Annotated in this window: 16 protein-coding genes; 14 read left to right on the top strand and 2 right to left on the bottom strand. The window is 62.1% G+C overall.

Annotation, left to right across the window (positions count from 1 at the left end; genetic code table 11):
* Window positions 1–63: 63 nt before the first annotated feature.
* The 13 genes from ACP7B7_RS13760 to kefC all read left to right on the top strand — a co-directional run bounded on the left by ACP7B7_RS13760 (window position 64) and on the right by kefC (window position 14627).
* Entirely contained in the window at window positions 64–2784 is a 2721-nt protein-coding gene (locus ACP7B7_RS13760; RefSeq protein WP_426077022.1) for a TonB-dependent receptor plug domain-containing protein, read from the top strand.
* 127 nt (window positions 2785–2911) lie between these two features.
* The gene (locus ACP7B7_RS13755) at window positions 2912–4738 is read left to right on the top strand and encodes a M14 family metallopeptidase (RefSeq protein ID WP_426077021.1); all 1827 of its coding nucleotides are present in this window, start codon (window positions 2912–2914) and stop codon (window positions 4736–4738) included.
* Between the two features lie 137 nt (window positions 4739–4875).
* Window positions 4876–5829 carry a helix-turn-helix transcriptional regulator gene (locus ACP7B7_RS13750; RefSeq protein WP_308923484.1) on the top strand — a complete coding sequence of 318 codons (954 nt, stop codon included), beginning with the start codon at window positions 4876–4878 and terminating at the stop codon, window positions 5827–5829.
* 92 nt (window positions 5830–5921) lie between these two features.
* Window positions 5922–6215, top strand: a complete 294-nt coding sequence (locus ACP7B7_RS13745; protein WP_308923485.1) for an SHOCT domain-containing protein — start codon at window positions 5922–5924, stop codon at window positions 6213–6215.
* Between the two features lie 42 nt (window positions 6216–6257).
* The gene (locus tag ACP7B7_RS13740) at window positions 6258–7838 is read left to right on the top strand and encodes a hypothetical protein (RefSeq protein ID WP_308923486.1); all 1581 of its coding nucleotides are present in this window, start codon (window positions 6258–6260) and stop codon (window positions 7836–7838) included.
* A gap of 45 nt (window positions 7839–7883) precedes the next feature.
* Window positions 7884–8534 carry a hypothetical protein gene (locus tag ACP7B7_RS13735; RefSeq protein ID WP_308923487.1) on the top strand — a complete coding sequence of 217 codons (651 nt, stop codon included), beginning with the start codon at window positions 7884–7886 and terminating at the stop codon, window positions 8532–8534.
* A gap of 10 nt (window positions 8535–8544) precedes the next feature.
* A complete protein-coding gene (locus ACP7B7_RS13730; RefSeq protein WP_308923488.1) occupies window positions 8545–9540 on the top strand; it encodes a hypothetical protein in 996 nt (331 codons plus the stop codon).
* Between the two features lie 14 nt (window positions 9541–9554).
* Window positions 9555–9860, top strand: coding sequence for a YkgJ family cysteine cluster protein (locus tag ACP7B7_RS13725; RefSeq protein WP_308923489.1), 306 nt, complete (start codon window positions 9555–9557; stop codon window positions 9858–9860).
* 94 nt (window positions 9861–9954) lie between these two features.
* A complete protein-coding gene (locus tag ACP7B7_RS13720; RefSeq protein WP_308923490.1) occupies window positions 9955–11103 on the top strand; it encodes an MGDG synthase family glycosyltransferase in 1149 nt (382 codons plus the stop codon).
* A complete protein-coding gene (locus tag ACP7B7_RS13715) occupies window positions 11100–11582 on the top strand; it encodes a hypothetical protein (protein ID WP_308923491.1) in 483 nt (160 codons plus the stop codon). The genes ACP7B7_RS13720 and ACP7B7_RS13715 overlap by 4 nt, the downstream gene beginning before the upstream one ends.
* Window positions 11579–12160, top strand: a complete 582-nt coding sequence (locus ACP7B7_RS13710) for a dual specificity protein phosphatase family protein (protein ID WP_426077020.1) — start codon at window positions 11579–11581, stop codon at window positions 12158–12160. The genes ACP7B7_RS13715 and ACP7B7_RS13710 overlap by 4 nt, the downstream gene beginning before the upstream one ends.
* A complete protein-coding gene (locus ACP7B7_RS13705) occupies window positions 12157–12729 on the top strand; it encodes an SRPBCC family protein (protein ID WP_426077018.1) in 573 nt (190 codons plus the stop codon). Before ACP7B7_RS13710 ends, ACP7B7_RS13705 begins: the two co-directional genes overlap by 4 nt.
* Before the next feature lie 86 nt (window positions 12730–12815).
* Window positions 12816–14627 carry a glutathione-regulated potassium-efflux system protein KefC gene (kefC, locus tag ACP7B7_RS13700; RefSeq protein WP_426077017.1) on the top strand — a complete coding sequence of 604 codons (1812 nt, stop codon included), beginning with the start codon at window positions 12816–12818 and terminating at the stop codon, window positions 14625–14627.
* Window positions 14628–14705: 78 nt separating this feature from the next.
* On the opposite strand, the gene pepF is transcribed toward kefC, so the two are convergent.
* A complete protein-coding gene (gene pepF, locus ACP7B7_RS13695) occupies window positions 14706–16589 on the bottom strand; it encodes an oligoendopeptidase F (protein ID WP_426077016.1) in 1884 nt (627 codons plus the stop codon).
* A 102-nt stretch (window positions 16590–16691) separates the two neighbouring features.
* A complete protein-coding gene (locus ACP7B7_RS13690; RefSeq protein WP_426077015.1) occupies window positions 16692–18017 on the bottom strand; it encodes an amidohydrolase in 1326 nt (441 codons plus the stop codon).
* A 185-nt stretch (window positions 18018–18202) separates the two neighbouring features.
* Here ACP7B7_RS13690 and ACP7B7_RS13685 point away from each other — a divergent pair, with 185 nt between their 5' ends.
* Window positions 18203–19900, top strand: coding sequence for a methyl-accepting chemotaxis protein (locus tag ACP7B7_RS13685; protein WP_426077080.1), 1698 nt, complete (start codon window positions 18203–18205; stop codon window positions 19898–19900).
* Window positions 19901–19940: the final 40 nt, after the last annotated feature.

The following is a 19940-nucleotide window of genomic DNA, read 5'->3' as shown; positions in this document are numbered from 1 at the left end:
TCGTTCTGCGAGGACTGGCATTTTGCTATCGTGCGAGGTTTCTTACCTCTAAGATATTTAGCAATGCACAAAGCTTACACGTTACACCCGCTGGCACTGGCCGTACTGGCCGTGCTGGGCGGCGCCGCAACGCAGGCACAGGCGCAAACGCCAGCGCCGGCAGCGGAAAACCAGCCTGCGGCCACCCCGCAGGCTGTTGTCGTCACCGGTTCGCGCATCCCGCGCGCCAGCCTGGAAGGCCCTTCGTCGGTCACCATCCTGACCGGCGACGAGATCACCAAACAGGGCTACAAGAACGTCTTCGACGCGCTCAACAACCAGGTGCAGAACAGCGGCTTTACCCAGGGCGAAGACTACGGCAATACCTTCACGCCATCGGCCAATACCATCAGCCTGCGCGGCCTGGGCCCGAACCACACCCTGATTCTGCTGAACGGCCGCCGCCTGGCCGATTTTCCGATCGCCTATGACGGCGCGGTCAACTTCACCAACCTGGCCAATATTCCGTCGAGCATCGTCGACCGCATCGAGATCCTGAACGGCGGCGCCTCCGCCATCTACGGCTCGGACGCGATCGCCGGCGTGGTCAACGTGATCCTGAAAAAACAGGCCGAAGGCTTCGACATCAATGTCAAGGCCGGCGGTACCTCGCGCGGCGGCGCGGCCAGCCAGCGCGTGCAGCTGACGGGCGGCGGCAACTTCGACAAGCTCCATACCCTGTTCAGCGTCGAGCTGAGCGAGCGCGACCCGTTGTCGAGCATGGACCGCGACTTCATGTCCAGCCGCTCGGGCGTGCCGACCATCGTCGCCTCGCGCCGTACCCTGCAATCGGGCACGTCCGGCAGCTATGTCGACCTGGGCAATACCTGCAATGATTTTGGCGACATGTATGGCGGCAGCGTCATCAAGTACACGGCAAAGAACGGCAGCTATTGCGCCAGCCCGAAAACCCGTCCCACCTACTGGACCACGCAAACCAAGAACAGCAGCCAGAACGTGTTCGGCAGCGCCAATTACGAGCTTGACGCCGATACCACCCTGTTTGCCGATTTCCTGCTCGGCAAGAACAAGACCGTCAACAATACGCGCGGCCCGTCGTGGACCTCGGCCTCGCTGAACGGCGGCTCTTTCCTGAACCAGAATACGGGCGCCTACGAAGAGTGGTCGCGCTATATCTCGCCCGAGGAAATCGGCGGCGTGCAGCGCTACAACCGCAGCTGGGACGACCTGGCCACCGCCGTGTCGCTGGGTGCCAAGGGCCGCATTCCCGGCACCGCCTGGCAGTATGAAGCGAACTACAATGCCTCGATCTACAAGAGCGAAGGCCACACGCCGCGCATGCGCTCGAACATCGACAGCTTCTTCCTCGGCCCCAAGCTGGGCACCGACGCCAATGGCGTGGCCATCTACGCGCCCGATGCATCGCGCCTGTCGCGTCGTTTGACGCCGGAAGAATTCAACGGCATCACTGACTACGCTACCAGCCACGACAAGGCCTGGACCAATACCCTGAGCCTGGCCACCAATGGCGACTTGTTCCAGCTGCCGGCCGGCACCGTAAAAATCGCGACGATTGCCGAAGTGGGCAAGCAGGGCTTCCGCAACGAACCCGATGCGCGCATCAACGATGGCTATTTCAACCTGGCCACCGGCTCGGGCATCACGGCCGGCACCCGCTCGCGCGCCGCGCTGGGCGCCGAACTCAATATTCCGCTGCATGAAAAGCTGACCGGCACCCTGGCCGGCCGCTATGACCGCTACAGCTTTGCCGGCCGCAAGGAAGGCAAGTTCACCTACAACGGCGGGCTGGAACTGCGCCCGGCGCCCGAGCTGCTGTTCCGCGCCAACTACGCCACCAGCTTCCGTGCGCCGGACATGAATTATATCTACCAGGCGCGCGGCACCGGCTACTATTCGAGCACCACCGATTACTACCGCTGCGGCGCCACCGGCCAGCCGATCGAGACCTGCGAGTTTGCCAACAAGTCGCCCGGCGCGGACTATGTGCAGAACGGCAGCCGCGACCTGCAGTCGGAAAAAGGCAAATCGTTCGGCATCGGCGCCGTCTGGTCGCCCAGCGCGAACTTCGATGTGTCGGTCGACTACTGGAACATCAAGATCGATGACCTGGTGACCAACCTGAGCGACGACAAGCTGCTGCGCGACGAAGCCGATTGCCGCCTGGGCAAGACCGACATCACGTCGCCAACCTGCATCGATACCCTGGGCCGCATCGAGCGCTATTCCGCTACTGCGCTGAACAAGGCCGGCGAGATCAAGACCATCACCGTCAACCCGATCAACGCGGCCAAGCAAAGCAGCAGCGGCATCGACGTCAGCCTCAAGTATCTGCTGCGCACCAGCGACTATGGCCGCTTCGCCTTCAAGGCCAATTATGCCAAGGTGCTGAGCAAGAAGTCGCAGCAATTCGCCGGTGACGAAGAGATCGACGAAACCAAGTCGCTGACCAATATGGACTGGCCCGACAAGCTGAACCTGAGCGTCAACTGGGGCGCGGGCGACTGGTCGAACACCTTGCTGGTGAGCCGCTATGGCAAGGTGCCTAACTCCGCCGGCACCGGCTATTTGACGCCGACGGCGCTGGCCAATATCAGCAGCGTCTACCGCATCAACGACCGCGCCAGCGTGTCGGTGATCGTCAACAATGTGTTCGACAAGATCAAGCGCGACAGCAGCGGCGGCTGGCCGTACTACCCGATCGGCAATTACAGCCCCGTGGGACGCCAGGGCTGGATCGAATTCAATTACCATTTTGGATCGTAATTTGTAGCCGTCAGAGCCAAGCCGGGATCGCCAACGCTGTCCCGGCTTTTTTATTTTTCGGCGCGGTTGGACGACCGCCACGGCATCTATAATTGCCCGCTTGCCGATCCCCTGATGGAGTCCTCCCATGCTACGCCACGCCCTGCTGTCCGCCGCCCTGTTGTCCGTATTTTCCGCCCATGCCCACGCCGCCGCTCCCCTGACCACCATCGCCGAACGTTCTGGTTTCCTGAACACCGGCCGCTATGCCGAAGTGGAAACCTTGTGCAAACAGTTCCAGGCCCGCTACCCGAAACAGGTGCGCTGCTTCGAATTTGGCCGCACGCCGGAAAACCGGCCGATGCTGGCGCTGGCGGTATCGAATACGGGTGCGTTGAGCGCGCAGGAAGCGGCGCGCCGCAAGCTGCCGGTGCTGCTGGTGCAGGGCGGCATCCATGCCGGTGAAATCGACGGCAAGGATGCGGGCTTTCTGGCGCTGCGCGAAGTCCTCGATGGCAAGGCGGCGCCCGGCGCGCTTGACAAACAGGTGCTGCTGTTCGTGCCGGTATTCAATATCGACGGCCACGAGCGCTTCGGCCAGTGGAACCGCCCCAACCAGCGCGGCCCGGTGGAAATGGGCTGGCGCAGCACGGCGCAAAACTACAATCTGAACCGCGATTACATGAAGGCCGATGCGCCCGAAATGCGGCAGATGCTGGCGCTGGTCAATGCCTGGGACCCGCTGGCCTATGTCGACCTGCATGTCACCGACGGCGCCCAGTTCGAACCCGATATCTCGATCCAGGTCGAACCCGTGCACACGGGCGACATGGCCTTGCGCCAGGCCGGCACCAGCTTGCGCGACGGCGTGCTGGCCGACCTGGCCAAACAAGGGTCGGACCCGAAGCCGTTCTATATCTCGTTTGCCGAGGAAGACAATCCGCAATCGGGCTTTGTCGACGGCGCGCCGAATCCGCGCTTTTCGCACGGCTACTTCCAGCTGCGCAACCGCTTCGGCGTGCTGGTGGAAACCCATTCGTGGAAGGATTACCCGACCCGCGTGCGCATCACCCGCAACACCATCGTCTCGCTGCTGGAGCAAGTGGCGCAACACGGCGCCGCCTGGCGCGGCACGGCCCTTGCGGCGGACGCGCGCGCGCAGCAACTGGCCGGCAGCACGCAGCCGCTCAGCTACAAAACCACCGACAAGAGCCGCATGATCGATTTCCGCGGCTACGCCTATACGCGCACACCGTCCGATATTTCGGGCGCCCTGATGACGCGCTACGACGAGACCACGCCGCAGCTGTGGCGCGTGCCGCTGCGCGACGAGATCGTGCCCGACCTGCAGGTGACGGCGCCGAAAGCCGGCTACCTGGTGCCGGCCGCCCACGCCGCGATGGTGGCCGATAAACTGCGCCAGCATGGCGTGCAGTACCAGCTGCTGCGCACGGCGATCGCCAGGCAAGCGGTCGAGAGCTTCCGCGCCGGCAGTGTGAAATTCGGCGCGCAATCGTTCGAGGGCCGGCAGACGGCGCAGGTGACGGGCGAGTGGCAGGCGGAGGAGCGCGCCATCGGCGCCGGCGCCCTGTATGTGCCGGTGAACCAGCCCAAGGCGCGCCTGGTGCTGGCCCTGCTGGAGCCGCGCGCGCCCGATTCGCTGCAAGCCTGGGGCAGTTTCAATACGGCCTACGAAGCGAAGGAATACATGGAAGATTACGTGGCCGAAGATGTGGCGCGCGCGCAGCTGGCGGCGGACCCGCAACTGGCGGCGCAGTTCCGCCAGAAGCTGGCCGACGACCCGGCCTTTGCGCACAACCCGAAAGCGCGGCTGGCGTTTTTCGCGCGCCGCCATGCGTCGTGGGACGAGCGCCTGAATCTGTATCCGGTGCTGCGCACGGATGTGGCGCCGGCTGGACATGCGTTTCGTGAAAACATTTCACGAAGTGATATATATGAAATCTTTCCTAAATAAAAATTTCCTATAGGAAATTTTGTGATATAGTTAAAGCAACTATTTTCACGATGAAAGATGTAGCTCGTGTCGCGCGCATGTGTCGCTTCACGTAGTGCCTTCCTATGTCCAAGCGACCTCATTCACTTGAAACCGCAGTGGCCCTGACCGAGTTGATACGCCGTATCCCGAGCAGCCACCTCGTCACGGCCCCAGACTTGCACAAGCAGCTCAAAAACGCAGGAATCGATCGTGACCTGCGTACTGTCCAGCGCCATCTTGACATGCTCTCAGAGCATTACGATATCGAACGCGATGAGAGCAGCAGGCCATACGGCTATCGCTGGAAAAAGCTTTCCGGTGGGCTGGCATTGCCCATGCTCAGTGAGCAGGAATCGTTGCTGTTGCTGCTGGCGCAACAGCAGCTACGCCATTTGTTACCGAGCAGCTTGATGAGTTCCCTGGATAACTTTTTTCAACAAGCACGCAGCGATCTTGGACTTGGCAATTCAGGCAAGCCTGCCACCCAATGGCTGAAGAAGGTGCGTGTTGTCAGTACTACCCAGCCGCTGCTGCCACCGAAAATCGAGGCCGGTGTTTTTGAAAGTGTCAGTAATGCACTGTACGCCAACCGTTGGCTGGACATTGACTACCAAAATGCAGCGGGCAAGCGCAAAAGCGCTCGTGTAATGCCGCTCGGACTGGCACAGCAGGGTGTCAGGCTTTACTTGGTCTGCCGCTATGAAGGTTACGATGAAGAGCGCATCCTGGCGCTGCATCGTATCTTGCTGGCACATGTAACAGCGCATGACTTCGAATACCCTGTCGATTTCGACTTGCAGCGCTACGACGCTGACGGAAATTTTGGCATGGGTAATGGCAAGCGCATTCGCCTGCGCTTCTGCATCGAGAAAGAAGCCGGCTTGCACCTGCTCGAATCACCGCTGTCGCGCGATCAGCGGGTCGACGTCCAAGACGACTGTTTCGAGGTCGAAGCGACCTTGGCCGACACCGCCCAGTTGACGTGGTGGTTGAGTGGGTTTGGCGGGAAAGTATGGAATATCCGACGTGAAAGTGATGACGAGGCGGCGCTGCGACACAAGTTGACGTGAAGTGGGCCGACAATGGTGTCATGCCGTGCGCAGCGCCATGTTTGCGCTGTTCCGATCACTCTTTTGCCTGTTCTTGACCCATGCTGATACTCATGTTGATCTGCGCCTTCCTGGTACTTTGCCTGCTGTACGGCATGTATGCCAGCGCGCGCTCCGTTGCCCGTGGCGCTGGGCATATTCGCTCCCAGGTGATGCCAAATCCAGCGGCGGTGACGCCAGCGGAAACGGACCTTGATGCACCGCTGCCCAAGTTTCATGCGTGCTACCAATCCCGCATCGAAGAATTGCGTGCCTTGTTTGCCTTGTTCCAGAGCGGCGCATTGACGCAAGCCGAGTTCGAGCAGGCCAAACGGCATCTGCTTGCCAAGATGACGGCGCTGTCCTGAGCCGTTTCCATTGATTGTTTTTACATTAAGCGCATGAATGCCATGACTTCCTTGATTTTCACCGCCGACGACAACGACAAAGAGCGACAGGCATCGCACCGTGACGAGATCCGCCATGACGTCCTGCGCACCGGCGTGGCGCTGTCCGCCAACGAAATCGTCGGCCGCTTTGGCAGTGCCAATGCTGAATTCATCAAGGGCTATCGCGGCATCGACCATGCAACAGGGCAGACGTTTGCCAAAAGCCTCGCCGGCATCTCGAAGTACAAGGTCAGTAGCGAGTCGGCGGAGATGGCAAAGAGCAATCTCAAGCAGCAGGCGGGCTTTTCCGCCGAGGTCGCTTCCACCAGCCGCGACAATGCAGAAGCCATCATTGGCGGCTCGAAGATCCGTATCACGCGCAGCGATGACTTGCCACAGTATGGCAAGAACCATAACGTCGTCGATCGCGTGCAGATGCTGGACGGTCAGATTATCGAGGGCTCGCAGACGCAGATGAAATTCGTCGGCAATCGCGACAAGCTCTTGAATGATATCGCCGGTGATGATGGCAAATTTGCGCGCTATCGTGGCGTGAAACTCGAGTTGCCGTCTGAGCAGTACGAGGGCGCCAGGGAGTTTTGCCAGCAACGTGCGCGGCAGTTGCGTAAGGACGCGCAAACAGTGGAGCAGCTTGGCAAGTCCGAGGTTGCTGCCAAGCTGCGTCGTGAAGCGCAGAACTACGAGCAGTTGGCCGAGCAGGTCACCGACAGTGGCCTGACCAGTGGCGATGCCCTGTTTTACCGCACTGATCCGGGAGTTGCCACACTGCGCGATATCGCGGTGACCAGCCACCGTGCCGGTATCGAGGGTGCGAGGTGCGGCGCGGTCATCGGTGGCTGCATTTCGCTGTTGAGCAATTCGTTTGCTGTCGCCCAGGGCAGGGTGCAAGTGGGCAGCGCCATGGCGCGGGTAGGGCAGGACGTCGCCAAGTCCGCTGCTATCGGGTATGGAACGGCTGCGCTCGGCGCAGCCATCAAGGGCGGCATGCAGCAATCCGGCCAGCAAACGCTGCGTGGGCTGGCTAATAGCAGCGCCCCCACGCTGGTGGTCAATATCTGCCTGTCGCTCGGCAGCTCCATCAAGCGCTATGTCCATGGCGAGATCAGCGAAAGCGAATTGCTGGCCGAAGTGGGGGAAAAGGGCGCAGGGATGTTATCGAGCGGCATGATGGCCGCGCTTGGACAGATTGCGATTCCCATCCCGTTTGTCGGCGCGGCCATCGGTGGCATGGTTGGCTATACGCTCTCGTCGATTTTTTATCAGAGTGCACTCGATGCCGCCAAAGGAGCGGAACAGTCGCGCGTCAATCTCGAACGCGTACGAGCCATCGAAACGGACGCGCGTGCGCAGATCGCCGAACAGCAGGCCGCGCTCGATGCCTTTGTGCGAACAGAAATGTCGCAGTTGCACCAGGAAACGCAGCAATTGTTTTTAGCCATCAGCGTGGTTGGTGCCGGCAGCGTCGATCAGCTGGCGCAGGCCATCAATCACTATGCGGGCTTGCTGGGCAAGCAGCTGCAATTTGCATCGCAGGCCGAGTTTGATGACTTCATGCTGTCGGATCAGCCTTTGCAGCTGTAAACACAACTCTATTACCACTTTTATTTTCTCAGATCGGAGTAATACATGTTACTGAAGCAGTTATCCGTAGACGATAGACGAGATTTTCTCTGTATTGCTGAACTGTTGAGTATTGCTGACAAGCCTGTGTCACGGGTAGGAAAACATGGCCTGACGATCCCTTCAGATGCTCTACTCAAAGCAGCAATGGGACCTGTTCTTTCCATGTTCATGAAGAAAACACCTTCAAAAACAATTCCCGCAGGCACAATTTCCGCCATTCAGCGCAATGAGCGTGAATCGATGGCAATGGCCGAGCTTATCTATGCGTGTGGAAAAGAAACCGACGGAAAAATAGATGGCACGCCAGATCGGATGGAGCGCAAGGGTATTGAGTGGTCCTTGGTCAAGCGCATCGGCAGACTTCCCATTGAGACTGCCGAAGAGCCAGCCGCCCGTGCGACGGTCGCGCTTGATGTGCTGCGTGAGTTGCTTAAAGATAGAAAGGCACCCGTGCCATCCGTACCAAAACTGATGCTGTTTGAGCTGATGTTGTTTGCATTGACCAAGGGCAGCATCTCCAGTATCGAATGGCAGTTGCTCAACGAATTCAGCCATCACCATCAGTTGGAAAACCATATCTTCAACGATCTGTTGGAACGGGCGGAATTTACGCACCGCGAAGCTCAGAAAACCCTCGCCATCATTCTCGAATAAGGAGTTCACTATGGCTGTTCCACTTCTTCTTGGCGTGCCCGCCGCCGCTACTGCCTTGTATGGCATCTACAAAAGTGTCAATGGCGTCATGGATCAGAATAAGGCAAGCAACCTTAATACTGACGCGAAGTCAATGGCTGATGCCGCAAACGAGCGCGTGGACCGGCAGCGCAAGGATACCAACGCAGTGCTGGAAGATTACGGCACGCGCAAGCTGCGAGCCTTTAACGGCGTTATCGCCGATTTTATCGCCACCTTCGGACGCCTGAAGAATGTGGATGTAGTCAATACACCTGAACTGGATAAGCTCAATCTGGGCGATTTTTCCAGCGTCGGACTGCAAGGATTGAAAGACGATTACGCATTGCTGAAAAGTTCCGGCCTGGGCCTGGGTTCCGGACTCGGTGGTGGTGCGGCCTTGGCATTCGGCGCGTACAACGGCACCATGCTGCTGGCCACCGCCAGCACGGGCACGGCCATCTCTACACTGAGTGGTGTGACGGCGACCAATGCAACGCTGGCATGGCTGGGCGGCGGCTCCATCGCTGCCGGTGGTGGCGGCATGGCGCTCGGCACCATGGTACTCGGGGCCGTGGCGATCGGGCCGGCACTGGCCATCTTCGGGCATATAGTCGGCAACAAAGGCGAAGAAGCACTGAATAATGCGCGCAGCAATCTGGAAATGGCCAGGACGGTGCGTGACCAGGCCGAGGTCATGTTCAAGAAGCTGGAAGCCATTGCGCGCGTATCGGCACTGGCCAATACGACGTTTTCAAAAGTCAGCTCGCAACTGCGGCGTGCCGTGGGCGATCTCGGGCGTGTCATCGACAGCCATGGCGAGAACTATCAGCGTATGCCGGAAGAGGCGCACGAAGTGGTCATGCGGTCAGTCAAATTTGCGCAATTGCTGAAGGCCATGATCGATACGCCTATCCTGGACAAGGATGGCAATCTGGTGCTGTCGACCGAGAAACGGATCGCTGAAATCGCCACGCTGGCGCCTTGAGCAAGGCTGCCGCGATGACCACGCATGTCCTGCGGCGCGATACGGGGGTGCCGCGCCAGGAGTTCCCCTGCAACCAGTGCGGTTTGTGTTGCCAGCATGTGGACCTGGCTGCGGAAACCAGCTTTCTCGACCGTGGCGACGGCGTGTGCCGGCATTACGATGAGGCGGCCAGGGCGTGCACGATTTATGCGCAGCGCCCGGACATTTGCAGGGTGGAGCTGCATTACGATACCCACTACGCAGGTCGTTGTACTTGGGATGAGTTTGTCGCCTTGAATCTGCAGGCATGTGCCGCGCTGGCCGCTATGGACGGGGCCTGACATGTGACCGAGCGTTGAGAAGATGTAATGTGCGCGCGGCGGTTGATGCTATTGTGCTTGCTTTCCCGACAAGGGCTACCTGGAGCGCCAGCACATGCCGCAGCATCTACCGAAAAAAATCCTGATCCTCAGCGTCTCGGCCGGGGCCGGCCACATGCGCGCGGCGCAAGCCATCGAGTCCTATGCGACGCGCGATGATGGCCAGGGGCCGCGCGCCATCGCCAGCCATCTCGATGTGATGCAATTTGTCACACCCGCGTTTCGCAAGATGTACACGGATTTTTATATCAAGCTGGTCAACAAGGCCCCGGCGCTATGGGGCTATCTGTACCACGCCACCCACGATGCGCCGAAGGACAGCACCATGCAGCGCCTGCGCCGCGGCGTCGAGCGCCTCAATACGCGCGCCCTGATGGCGCAGATCGCCGCCTTTGCGCCCGACGCCATCATCTGCACGCACTTCCTGCCGGCCGAACTGCTGTCGCGCGCGCTGCGCGAACGCCAGCTGGCCTGCCCGGTATGGGTGCAGGTGACGGACTTCGACCTGCACCGCATGTGGGTGCACGATCATATGCAGGGCTATTTCGCGGCCACCGACGAAGTGGCGTTCCGCATGCGCCACGAGGGGATCGCCGCCGAACGCATCCACGTCACGGGCATCCCCGTGATGCCGGCGTTTGCCAGGGCGCCGGACCGCGCGCAGTGCGCCCAGGCGTTCGGACTGGACCCGCAACGCAAGACCATTTTGCTGATGGGCGGCGGCGCGGGCCTGGGCAGCCTGGACACCATCGCCGCGCGCCTGCTGGCGCTGGCGGGCGATTTCCAGCTGATCGTGCTGGCCGGGAAAAACGCGGCGGTGCTGGCGGCGCTGCAGAAGCTGGCCGCACAGTATCCGGGCCGCCTGCTGGCGCAGGGTTTTACCAGCGAAGTGGAGCGGCTGATGGCCTGCGCCGACCTGGTGATCACCAAGCCGGGCGGCCTGACCACTTCCGAATGCCTGGCACTGGGCCTGCCGATGATCGTCAACTCGCCGATTCCCGGCCAGGAAGAACGCAATGCCGACTATCTGCTGGAGCAGGGCGTGGCGCTGAAAGCATTTGACGGCGTGACCCTGGAATACCGCGTGCGCCATCTGCTGGACCATCCTGAGCAGCTGCAGGCGATGCGCGCAAGAGCCCTGGCGCTGGGCCGCCCGCGCGCCGCGCTGGACGTGCTGGCGCAGGTGCTGGGCACGCAGGCATGACGGCCAGCGTCGTCAAGCCGTGGCAGATTGCGCTGACCGTGGCCTGGGTCGCCCTGCTGGGCCTGTTTTTTGCGCAGGTCGAGATCCAGATCGAAGGCGCGGCCGGCTGGGCGGCCAACCTGCCCACCTGGCGCATCGAGCATCACTGGCTGCTCGATATCTTCTGGGGCGGCCGGCCGATGACCGGGTACCATGCCTGGGTGTTTCCGTTTGTGGCGCTGTTTTTTCATTTTCCGCTGCTGTTCCTGGCGCAGTGGTCGTGGCGCCTGGAGGCGCGCGCCATCGGCTGCATCATGCTGTTCTGGGTGATTGAGGATTATCTGTGGTTCGTCATGAATCCCGCCTATGGCGTGGCGCATTTCAGCCCGGCGCATATCGCCTGGCACAAGCACTGGATATTATTTGCGCCGACCGATTACTGGGTCTCGCTGCTGGCGGCCAGCGTGCTGCTGTTCTTTTCTTACCGGAGAAAGCCATGATCCGTATTCCTGCCGGGCTGCTGGCGCTGTCCCTCGGCCTGATGATGGCGCCGGCGGGCGCCCAAACTCCCGCTTCGCCCGCGCGCAATCCCGACTGGGCCACGCGCCTGCCGCATGTGTCGAACCTGCACCAGGTCACGCCTGCCTTGTACCGCAGCGCGCGGCTTGACAGCGTCGATGTGGCGCAGTTGCAGGCGCTGGGCGTGAAAACCGTGATCAGCCTGCGCTCGTTCCACTCCGATACCGACCTGCTCAAGGACAGCGGCATCCGCACCGTGCGCATACCGATCAATACCTGGGCCATCCGCGACCGCCACGTGGTCGAAGCCATGCGCAGCATCCGCGCCGCCGAACAGGATGGCCCGGTGCTGCTGCATTGCCTGCACGGCGCCGACCGTACCGGCATGATGACAGCCATGTACCGCATGCTGTACCAGGGCTGGCCGCGCGACAAGGCCATCGACGAACTGAAAAACGGCGGCTACGGCTACCACGCGGTATGGAAAAATATCGAAAAATACCTCAAGCGCGTCGACGTGGAAGCCATCCGCGCGCAGATCGAACAGGGAACGCCATGAAGACCATTTTGCTTAGCCTTGCCGTATGTGCGCCATTGATCGCGCTGGCCGCGCCCACTGTCAACCTGGTCGATATCAGCAAGTCCGGCGTGCCCGGCAAGACCTTTGCCGCCAGCACCAGCATGCCGGCCAGCGTGGCCAATGTCTGCGCGGCGATCCAGGATTTCGCCGCTTACCCGCAGTTCATGCCGAACGTCGATAAAATCAAGGTGGCGAACGCCGGCGGCGGCGCCTCGCTGGTCGATATCACCCTGAAACTGCCGATGGGGAAGATCAAGCAATACCGCCTGAAGATGACGCCGAAAGTCACGGACGCCTCCTGCCAGCTGGCCTGGAAGCTGGTGCCGATGGAAGGCGTGAAAATCGATGACACGATCGCCGACACCAGCGGCACCTGGCAGCTGTCGCCCGACCCGCAGGACGCGGGCGCCACCGCCATCAAATACCAGGTGTACACCGACCCCGGCCCGGTGCCGATGGGCCTGGGCTGGATCGTCGACAGCATGAGCCGCGACAGCATTCCGAAGATGTTCGATGCCTTGCGCGTACGGGTAGCGGCGAAAAAATAAGACCGGACCTGGCCTTCGGCTTGGTCACGCGGGTGCGCAAGTTCAGGCATGATTGCGATTCCAATCACGTTTTTCCGGAAATCCGCATGGAACACCACAGCTTTTTACTGAATATCCTGTTTTACCTGGTCGCCGCCATCGTCACGGTGCCGCTGGCCAAGCGCCTGGGCATGGGCGCCGTGCTGGGCTACCTGGTGGCCGGCGTCGTCATCGGACCCTGGGGCCTGGGCCTGATCAACAACGTCGAAGTGATCCTCAGTTTTTCGGAGTTCGGCGTGGTGCTGCTGATGTTCCTGATCGGACTGGAACTGGAACCGAAGCGCTTGTGGCTGCTGCGCCGGCCCATCTTCGGCTGGGGCGGGGCGCAGGTGGCGGTGGTCAGCGCCGGTCTGTGCGCCGGCGCCATGGCGTTTGGCGTCGACTGGCGCACGGCGCTGGTGGCTGCCCTGGGCCTGTCGCTGTCGTCGACCGCCATCGTGCTGGCCACCCTGGGCGAGCGCAAGCTGATGTCGACGCCGGCCGGCTCGGCCGGCTTCTCGATACTGTTGTTCCAGGATATCGCCGCCATCCCGATGATCGCGCTGGTGCCGCTCTTGGGCGGCCTGGCCACCCACAGCGATGCGCCGGGCTGGCTGCGGGTATTGAAACTGGTGGCCGTGCTGGCGGCCCTGGTGGTGGCCGGGCGTTTTCTGGTCAATCCGATTTTGCGCTTTATCGCCAAGACGGAATTGCGCGAAATTTTCACCGCCTTTGCGCTGATGCTGGTGATCGCCATCTGCGTGCTGATGGAATCGGTGGGCCTGTCGATGGCGCTGGGCACCTTTGTCGCCGGCGTGCTGCTGGCCGACTCCGAATACCGGCATGAGCTGATCAGCGACCTGGAGCCGTTCAAGGGTTTGCTGCTGGGCCTGTTCTTTATCGCGGTCGGCATGTCGGTCGATTTTGGCGTGCTGCGCGCGCAGCCGCTGTTGATCCTGGCGCTGGTGGCGGGCCTGCTGGCCATCAAGATCGCGCTGCTGTATGGCCTGTCCAAGCTGTTCGATATTCCGCGCGGCCAGCAGCTGTTCTTTGCGCTGCTGCTGTCGCAGGGCGGCGAATTCGCCTTCGTGGTGTTCGCCACCGCGCTGGCGGCCCACGTGTTCACGCCCGAAACCAGCGCGGTGCTGGTGGTGGTGGTCACCGTGTCGATGGTGGCCACGCCCTTGCTGCTGCTGTTGCACGACAAGCTGGTGGCGCCGCGCCTGCGCAGCGATAAAAAACGCCGGCCCGACGACACCATCGAAGCGCAGGACAACCCCATCATGATCGCCGGCTTCGGCCGCTTCGGCCAGATCATCGGCCGCCTGCTGGCCGCCAACAAGATCGGCGTGACGGTGCTCGACCACGATCCGGACCAGATCGACCTGCTGCGCAAGTTCGGCTTCAAGGTGTTTTATGGCGACGCCACGCGGGTCGACCTGCTGGTGGCGGCCGGCATCGAAAAGGCCAAAGCGCTGGTGATCGCCATCGATGATGTCGACGACAGCCTGGCGCTGGTCGACGCCGTGCGGCTGCGCCTGCCGCACCTGACCATCCTGGCGCGCGCGCGCAACGTCACGCATTACTATGAATTGATGAACCGGGGCGTGACCCTGATCGAGCGCGAGACCTTTGCCGCCGCGCTGCTGCTGGGCGAACAGACCTTGCGCCAGGCCGGCTACAGCGCCGAGCGTGCCGAGCGCGCGGCCGCCATCTTCCGCACGCATAACCTGAAAACCCTGCTCGACGTGGCGCCGCACTTCCAGGACCAGCAAAAAGTGATGTCCCTCACGCGCAAGGCGCGCGAGGAACTGGAGGACATGTTCGAGAGCGATGCCGCCGCGTTTGCGGCCGAAGGGGAAAACGGTCGGTCGGATTAGCGGCAAAGCCACGTAATCCGACAACATTGTTGACGGCGCTGGTGTTGTCGACCTACGCCTCCCGATGATGTTATCGGCTTACTTCCCGCGCTTGCTTTCGATCGCCTCGATACGGTCCATGATGCTGTTCATGCGCGCCACCAGCGCCTGGTACGGTTTCGGCGTGGCCAGGTCGACCCCGGCCGCTTTCACCAGCTCATATGGATAGGCGGAGCCACCCGAAGCGAGCATCTTCAGATAGGCTTGCAGCGCGCCCGGTTCCTTGGCCAGGATGCGCTGCGCAAAGTCCTGCGCCGCGGCGATCGAGGTGGCGTACTGGAACACATAGAAGCCGTGGTAGAAGTGCGGCACATAGGCCCATTCCAGCGCATAGGCCGGATCGATCTTCATCACGCCCTGGGCTTCGCCGTGGTAGCGCTTGAGGATGTCGGCATAGATGGCCGTCATCTGTTCGCCCGTCAGCGCTTCGCCTTTGTCCACCTTGGCGTGGATGGCCGCCTCGAATTCGGCGAACATGGCCTGGCGGAAGAAGGTGCCGCGCAAACCCTCCAGCGCCGCACCCAGGTACAGCAGGCGCTCGTCATCGTCTTTCGCCACGCTCAGTTGATGCTCTAACAGCAGCGCCTCATTGGTGGTCGAGGCGATTTCCGCCACAAAGATGCTGTACGGCGCGTAGATCGACGGCTGCGCCTTGTTGGCCAGCACCGAGTGCATGGCGTGGCCCCATTCGTGCGTCAGGGTGCTGACGGCTTCGTAGTTGTCGGTATAGTTCAGCAGCACGAACGGATGCACGTCATACGCTTCGCCATTCATGTAGGCGCCGGCCGCCTTGCGCGGGCGCGGGTAGACGTCCATCCAGCGTGCGTTGGCCGCCGCCGTCAGGGCCTTGACATAGTCCGGTCCCAGCGGCGCGGCGGACGCCAGCATCATGCGCTTGCCTTCGGCCAGCGGGAAGGTGCGGTCGCTTTTCAGCAGCGGCGCATAGATGTCGTAATAGGCCAGGTCGCTCACGCCCAGCATGCGCGCGCGCAGCTTGAAGTAGCGGTGCAGGGTCGGCAGGTTGGCGTTGGTCTGCGCGATCAGGGTCTGGTAGACGGCCGGCGGCAGGTTGTCCGAATCCAGCGCGGCGCTTTGCGAGTCGGCATAGCGGCGTACCTTGGCGTAGGCGGCGTCGGTCTTCAGCTGGCCGTACAGGGTTTCGCCAAACGTGCGCTCGTAGTCCTTCCACTTGCCGAAAAAGGCGTCGAACACCAGCTTGCGGTCGGCGCGGTTGTCGTCGCCGCGATACCTGGTATAGGCCGCCTGGTCGAGCCGCACTTCCTTGCCGTTTGAAAGCTTGACGGTCGGCCACGGCACTTCCGAATTGGCCAGGGTACGGTAGACGCTGGCGGCCGAGCCGGTCGCCAGGCCGAACTGCGCCAGCAATTGCTCGCCCGCGCCATCGAGCGTGTGCGGCGCATTGCGCAGCATGCTGGTCAACTGGAAGCGGTACAGCTGCAGGCCCTTGTCTTTCGCCAGCAGGGCGTCGATGCGTTTGCCGCCCAAAGCGAGGATTTCAGGCTGGATAAAGGTGGTGGCCTGCGCAAAGCTGTTGCCCAGCAGGGCGGCGCGCTGGTTCAGCTGGTTGCCCTTGCCGTCGCCCGTATCCTGGTCGTAGTACTGCGACGCATAGGAGGTCAGGCGGCCGACGCGCTTGCGCACCTCGGCATACAGGTCCAGGCAGGATTTCAGGCGGGCCGCCGAAGCGCCCAGCTGGCCGCGGCAAGAAGCCAGCTGCTTCAGCTGCGCATCGAGCTGCTTTGCGTCGGCATCAAAAGCGGCATCGTCCCGGTACAGGGCGCTCAGGTCCCAGCGGTCGGCGACAGCCTCGGTCTGCGCGATGGCGGGGGCGGAGGAAAAAGCGGTGGCGAGGGCGAAACTAAGGGCCAGCAGGGTCAGGGCGGGGCGTTTGAAAGTCGTCATACTATCCATTCCATATCCGGGTTCAAGAGGCGGCATGCAGCGCGCTTACTTTACAGCAAGATGGCGCAGCGGGACAGCAGGGTGCCCCGGCGCCGGAATGGCTTACTTTTTGCCCAGCAGGTCGAGCAGGATAGACGTTTCCGCCATGATCGCCGCCTTGATGGTCGGCTGGTACTCGGGCGCCCATTGCGGCGAGTGCGGGCCGGCCAGTGGCTTGCCGCTGGCCTTGGCCGCCGCCAGCTTGGCGGGTTCCACCGCGCCGATATGCAGCAGCACGGCCCTGGCGCCGGCCTGGCCGTAGTTGGCGAAGTCTTCCGAGGTCATCTTGGCCGGCATTTCCACCACCTGCGCCGCGCCCAGCGACTTTTGCAGGGTCGCCACCATGCGCATGGTCAGCTCGGGGTCGTTGTAGACGGCGTCCGTGCCCGGGCGCACTTCCACCAGCGGTTCCTTCGGTGCGCCGGCGGCAAACGCCTCGCCCTTGACTTCCCGCGCGATGCTGGCCAGCACGCGCTTGCGCACGGCGTCCTTGAAGGTGCGCACGGTCAGCTGCATGGTGACCTGGTCGGGCACGATATTGGCCTGCGTGCCGCCGTGGATGCTGCCGACCGTGATGACCACCGGGTCCATCGGATTGTTTTCGCGCGAGACCAGCGTCTGCAGCGCCAGCACGATGCGCGCGGCCATCACCACCGGATCGCGCGTGTCGTGCGGCGCGGCGCCGTGGCCGCCCTGGCCATACACGGTGATGCTGATGGTGTCGGCGGCGGCGCGGAAGTAGCCGGCGTGGTAGCCCACCGTGCCCGATGGCAGGGTCGCTTCGTCATGGAAGGACAGCGCGTAGTCCGGTTTCGGGAAACGCGTAAACAGGCCGTCCTTCAGCATGGCGGCCGCGCCCAGCAGCGGCTCTTCCGCCGGCTGGCCGACCAGCATCAGGGTGCCGCTCCAGTGCTGGCGGTTGTCCGCCATCAGCTTGGCGCTGCCATACCAGGCCGACATGTGCACATCGTGGCCGCAGGCGTGCATGACGGGCACGGTGTCGCCGGCGGCGTTCTTGGTGACCACGCTGCTGGCGAACGGCAGGCCGGTTTTTTCCAGCACCGGCAGGGCGTCGATTTCGGTACGCAGCATGACGACCGGGCCGGGGCCGTTGCGCAGGATCGCCACCACGCCGGTGCCGCCGACGCCGGTGGTGACCTCAAAGCCCAGCGCTTTCACTTTTTCGGCCAGCTTCCTGGCCGTTTCCACTTCCTGGAACGCCAGTTCGGGATGGCGGTGCAGGTCCAGGTACAGCGCTTCGACGGCCGCAGTGTTGGCGTTGAGCTGGGCGGCGATGGCCGGCGGCAGGGCTGCGGCATGGCTTGCGCCAGTCGCGAGCAGGGCGGTGGCAAAGGCGATTTTGGTGATCTGTGCTGCAGGAAATTTCATAGGTTTCTTTTGAGATGCGGACGTATGGCGCCCACTGTGAACAAGGTGTTTTTTAACTTAACAGAAACATTTCCTAAAATCAATAAATGGGGCGGAGATATTTTGATAATGTATAATCTGCAATATAAAAAATTCCATATGGAATTAAAAATATCCCTATTGCACTAATTTAGAGAAAAGACATGATGAGTTTTATCGCAAATATCAAGATCGGCAAACGGCTGGGCATCGGCTTCATGCTGATCCTGGCCATGACCGTGGTGATCGCCACCGTGGGCATCTGGCGCTTGAATGAAGTGGCCACCTCGACCCGCGCCATGATGGCCGAACCGCTGACCAAGGAGCGCTTGATTACCGACTGGTACGGCCTGAACTTCGCATCGATCCGCCGCACCGCCGCCATCGTCAAGAGCAGCGACCCTGCGCTGGGACCGTACTTCAAGGAAGACTCGGCCGCCTCCGTCAAGCGCGCTGCGGAACTGCTGAAACAGATCGAACCGCTGATTTCGGGCGAACAGGAAAAAGTGCTGTTCGCGAAAATCCTCGAACAGCGCAAGCTGTACAGCGCCTCGCGCGACGGCGCCGTCAAGGCCAAGGCCGACGGCGACGTCGAGGGTGCGGCAAAAATTCTCGACGGCTCGTTTACGCCGGCGGCCAAGGTCTACCAGGACCTGCTGCAGGAACTGGTGACCCTGCAGCGCGTCAGCATCGACGCCACCGCCAAGCAGATCGACGCCTCGGCCGTGCAGGACACTCGCATCATCCGCTCGTTGACGCTGTTTGCGGTGGGCTTCGGCATCCTGTGCTCATGGCTGCTGACCACCGGCATCACGCGTCCCCTGCGCCAGGCGCTGGCGCTGGCCGAAACCGTGGCCGCCGGCGACCTGACGCACAGCGTCGCCACCACCGCGAAAGATGAAATGGGCGCGCTGCTGACGGCCCTGGGCAATATGAACCACAACCTGGTGGACATCGTCAGCCAGGTGCGCAGCGGTACCGACAGCATCGCCACCGCCTCGAGCGAAATCGCGGCCGGCAACCTGGATTTGTCGTCACGCACGGAACAGCAGGCCGGCTCGCTGGAAGAAACGGCCTCGTCGATGGAAGAGCTGACCGGCACCGTCAAGCAGAACGCCGACAATGCGCGCCAGGCCAACCAGCTGGCCATCACGGCGGCCGGCATCGCCAGCCGTGGCGGCGCGGTGGTGGCCGAAGTGGTGGCCACCATGGGCTCGATCAATGCCTCGTCGCGCAAGATCGTCGACATTATCAGCGTGATCGACGGCATCGCTTTTCAAACCAATATCCTGGCGCTGAACGCGGCGGTGGAGGCGGCGCGCGCCGGCGAACAGGGCCGCGGCTTTGCGGTGGTGGCGGGTGAAGTGCGCAGCCTGGCCCAGCGCTCGGCGGCGGCGGCGAAGGAAATCAAGGGCCTGATCGACGACTCGGTCAGCAAGGTCGATATCGGCGCGAAACTGGTCGACCAGGCAGGCGCGACCATGGATGAAGTGGTGGCCAGCGTCAAGCGCGTGACCGACATCATCGGCGAAATTTCCAGCGCCAGTACCGAGCAGACGCACGGCATCGAGCAGGTCAACCAGGCGATCGCGCAAATGGATCACGTGACCCAGCAAAATGCGGCCCTGGTGGAAGAAGCGGCGGCGGCCGCCGGCTCGCTGCAGGACCAGGCCCATGGCCTGGCGCAGGTGGTCAGCGTCTTCAAGCTGCGCGAACAGGCGGGCTTGCTGCGCCGTCCGGCAGCGGCCGCAACGGTGCGCGCGGCGGCGCCGGCAGCCCGTGCGGCCACCCGCAGCACGGCGGTATCGCCAAAAAAATTGCCAGCGGCTAAAGCGCTGGCAAATAATGACTGGGAAGAGTTTTAAGCAGTCAGTTGCGGCGCCATCGCAATGGTGGCGCCGCCAG

Source organism: Janthinobacterium sp. PSPC3-1, assembly GCF_049896105.1.
Lineage (GTDB): Bacteria > Pseudomonadota > Gammaproteobacteria > Burkholderiales > Burkholderiaceae_D > Janthinobacterium.
The sequence above is the reverse complement of the archived record's forward strand: the minus strand, read 5'-3'. Positions and strand labels throughout refer to the sequence as shown.

Coding starts and splice junctions, on each gene's coding strand:
- ACP7B7_RS13760 (WP_426077022.1), top strand. CDS start 64: ATGCACAAAGCTTACACGTTACACCCGCTGGCACTGGCCGTACTGGCC.
- ACP7B7_RS13755 (WP_426077021.1), top strand. CDS start 2,912: ATGCTACGCCACGCCCTGCTGTCCGCCGCCCTGTTGTCCGTATTTTCC.
- ACP7B7_RS13745 (WP_308923485.1), top strand. CDS start 5,922: ATGTTGATCTGCGCCTTCCTGGTACTTTGCCTGCTGTACGGCATGTAT.
- ACP7B7_RS13740 (WP_308923486.1), top strand. CDS start 6,258: ATGACTTCCTTGATTTTCACCGCCGACGACAACGACAAAGAGCGACAG.
- ACP7B7_RS13735 (WP_308923487.1), top strand. CDS start 7,884: ATGTTACTGAAGCAGTTATCCGTAGACGATAGACGAGATTTTCTCTGT.
- ACP7B7_RS13730 (WP_308923488.1), top strand. CDS start 8,545: ATGGCTGTTCCACTTCTTCTTGGCGTGCCCGCCGCCGCTACTGCCTTG.
- ACP7B7_RS13725 (WP_308923489.1), top strand. CDS start 9,555: ATGACCACGCATGTCCTGCGGCGCGATACGGGGGTGCCGCGCCAGGAG.
- ACP7B7_RS13720 (WP_308923490.1), top strand. CDS start 9,955: ATGCCGCAGCATCTACCGAAAAAAATCCTGATCCTCAGCGTCTCGGCC.
- ACP7B7_RS13715 (WP_308923491.1), top strand. CDS start 11,100: ATGACGGCCAGCGTCGTCAAGCCGTGGCAGATTGCGCTGACCGTGGCC.
- ACP7B7_RS13710 (WP_426077020.1), top strand. CDS start 11,579: ATGATCCGTATTCCTGCCGGGCTGCTGGCGCTGTCCCTCGGCCTGATG.
- ACP7B7_RS13705 (WP_426077018.1), top strand. CDS start 12,157: ATGAAGACCATTTTGCTTAGCCTTGCCGTATGTGCGCCATTGATCGCG.
- kefC (WP_426077017.1), top strand. CDS start 12,816: ATGGAACACCACAGCTTTTTACTGAATATCCTGTTTTACCTGGTCGCC.
- pepF (WP_426077016.1), bottom strand. CDS start 16,589: ATGACGACTTTCAAACGCCCCGCCCTGACCCTGCTGGCCCTTAGTTTC.
- ACP7B7_RS13690 (WP_426077015.1), bottom strand. CDS start 18,017: ATGAAATTTCCTGCAGCACAGATCACCAAAATCGCCTTTGCCACCGCC.
- ACP7B7_RS13685 (WP_426077080.1), top strand. CDS start 18,203: ATGAGTTTTATCGCAAATATCAAGATCGGCAAACGGCTGGGCATCGGC.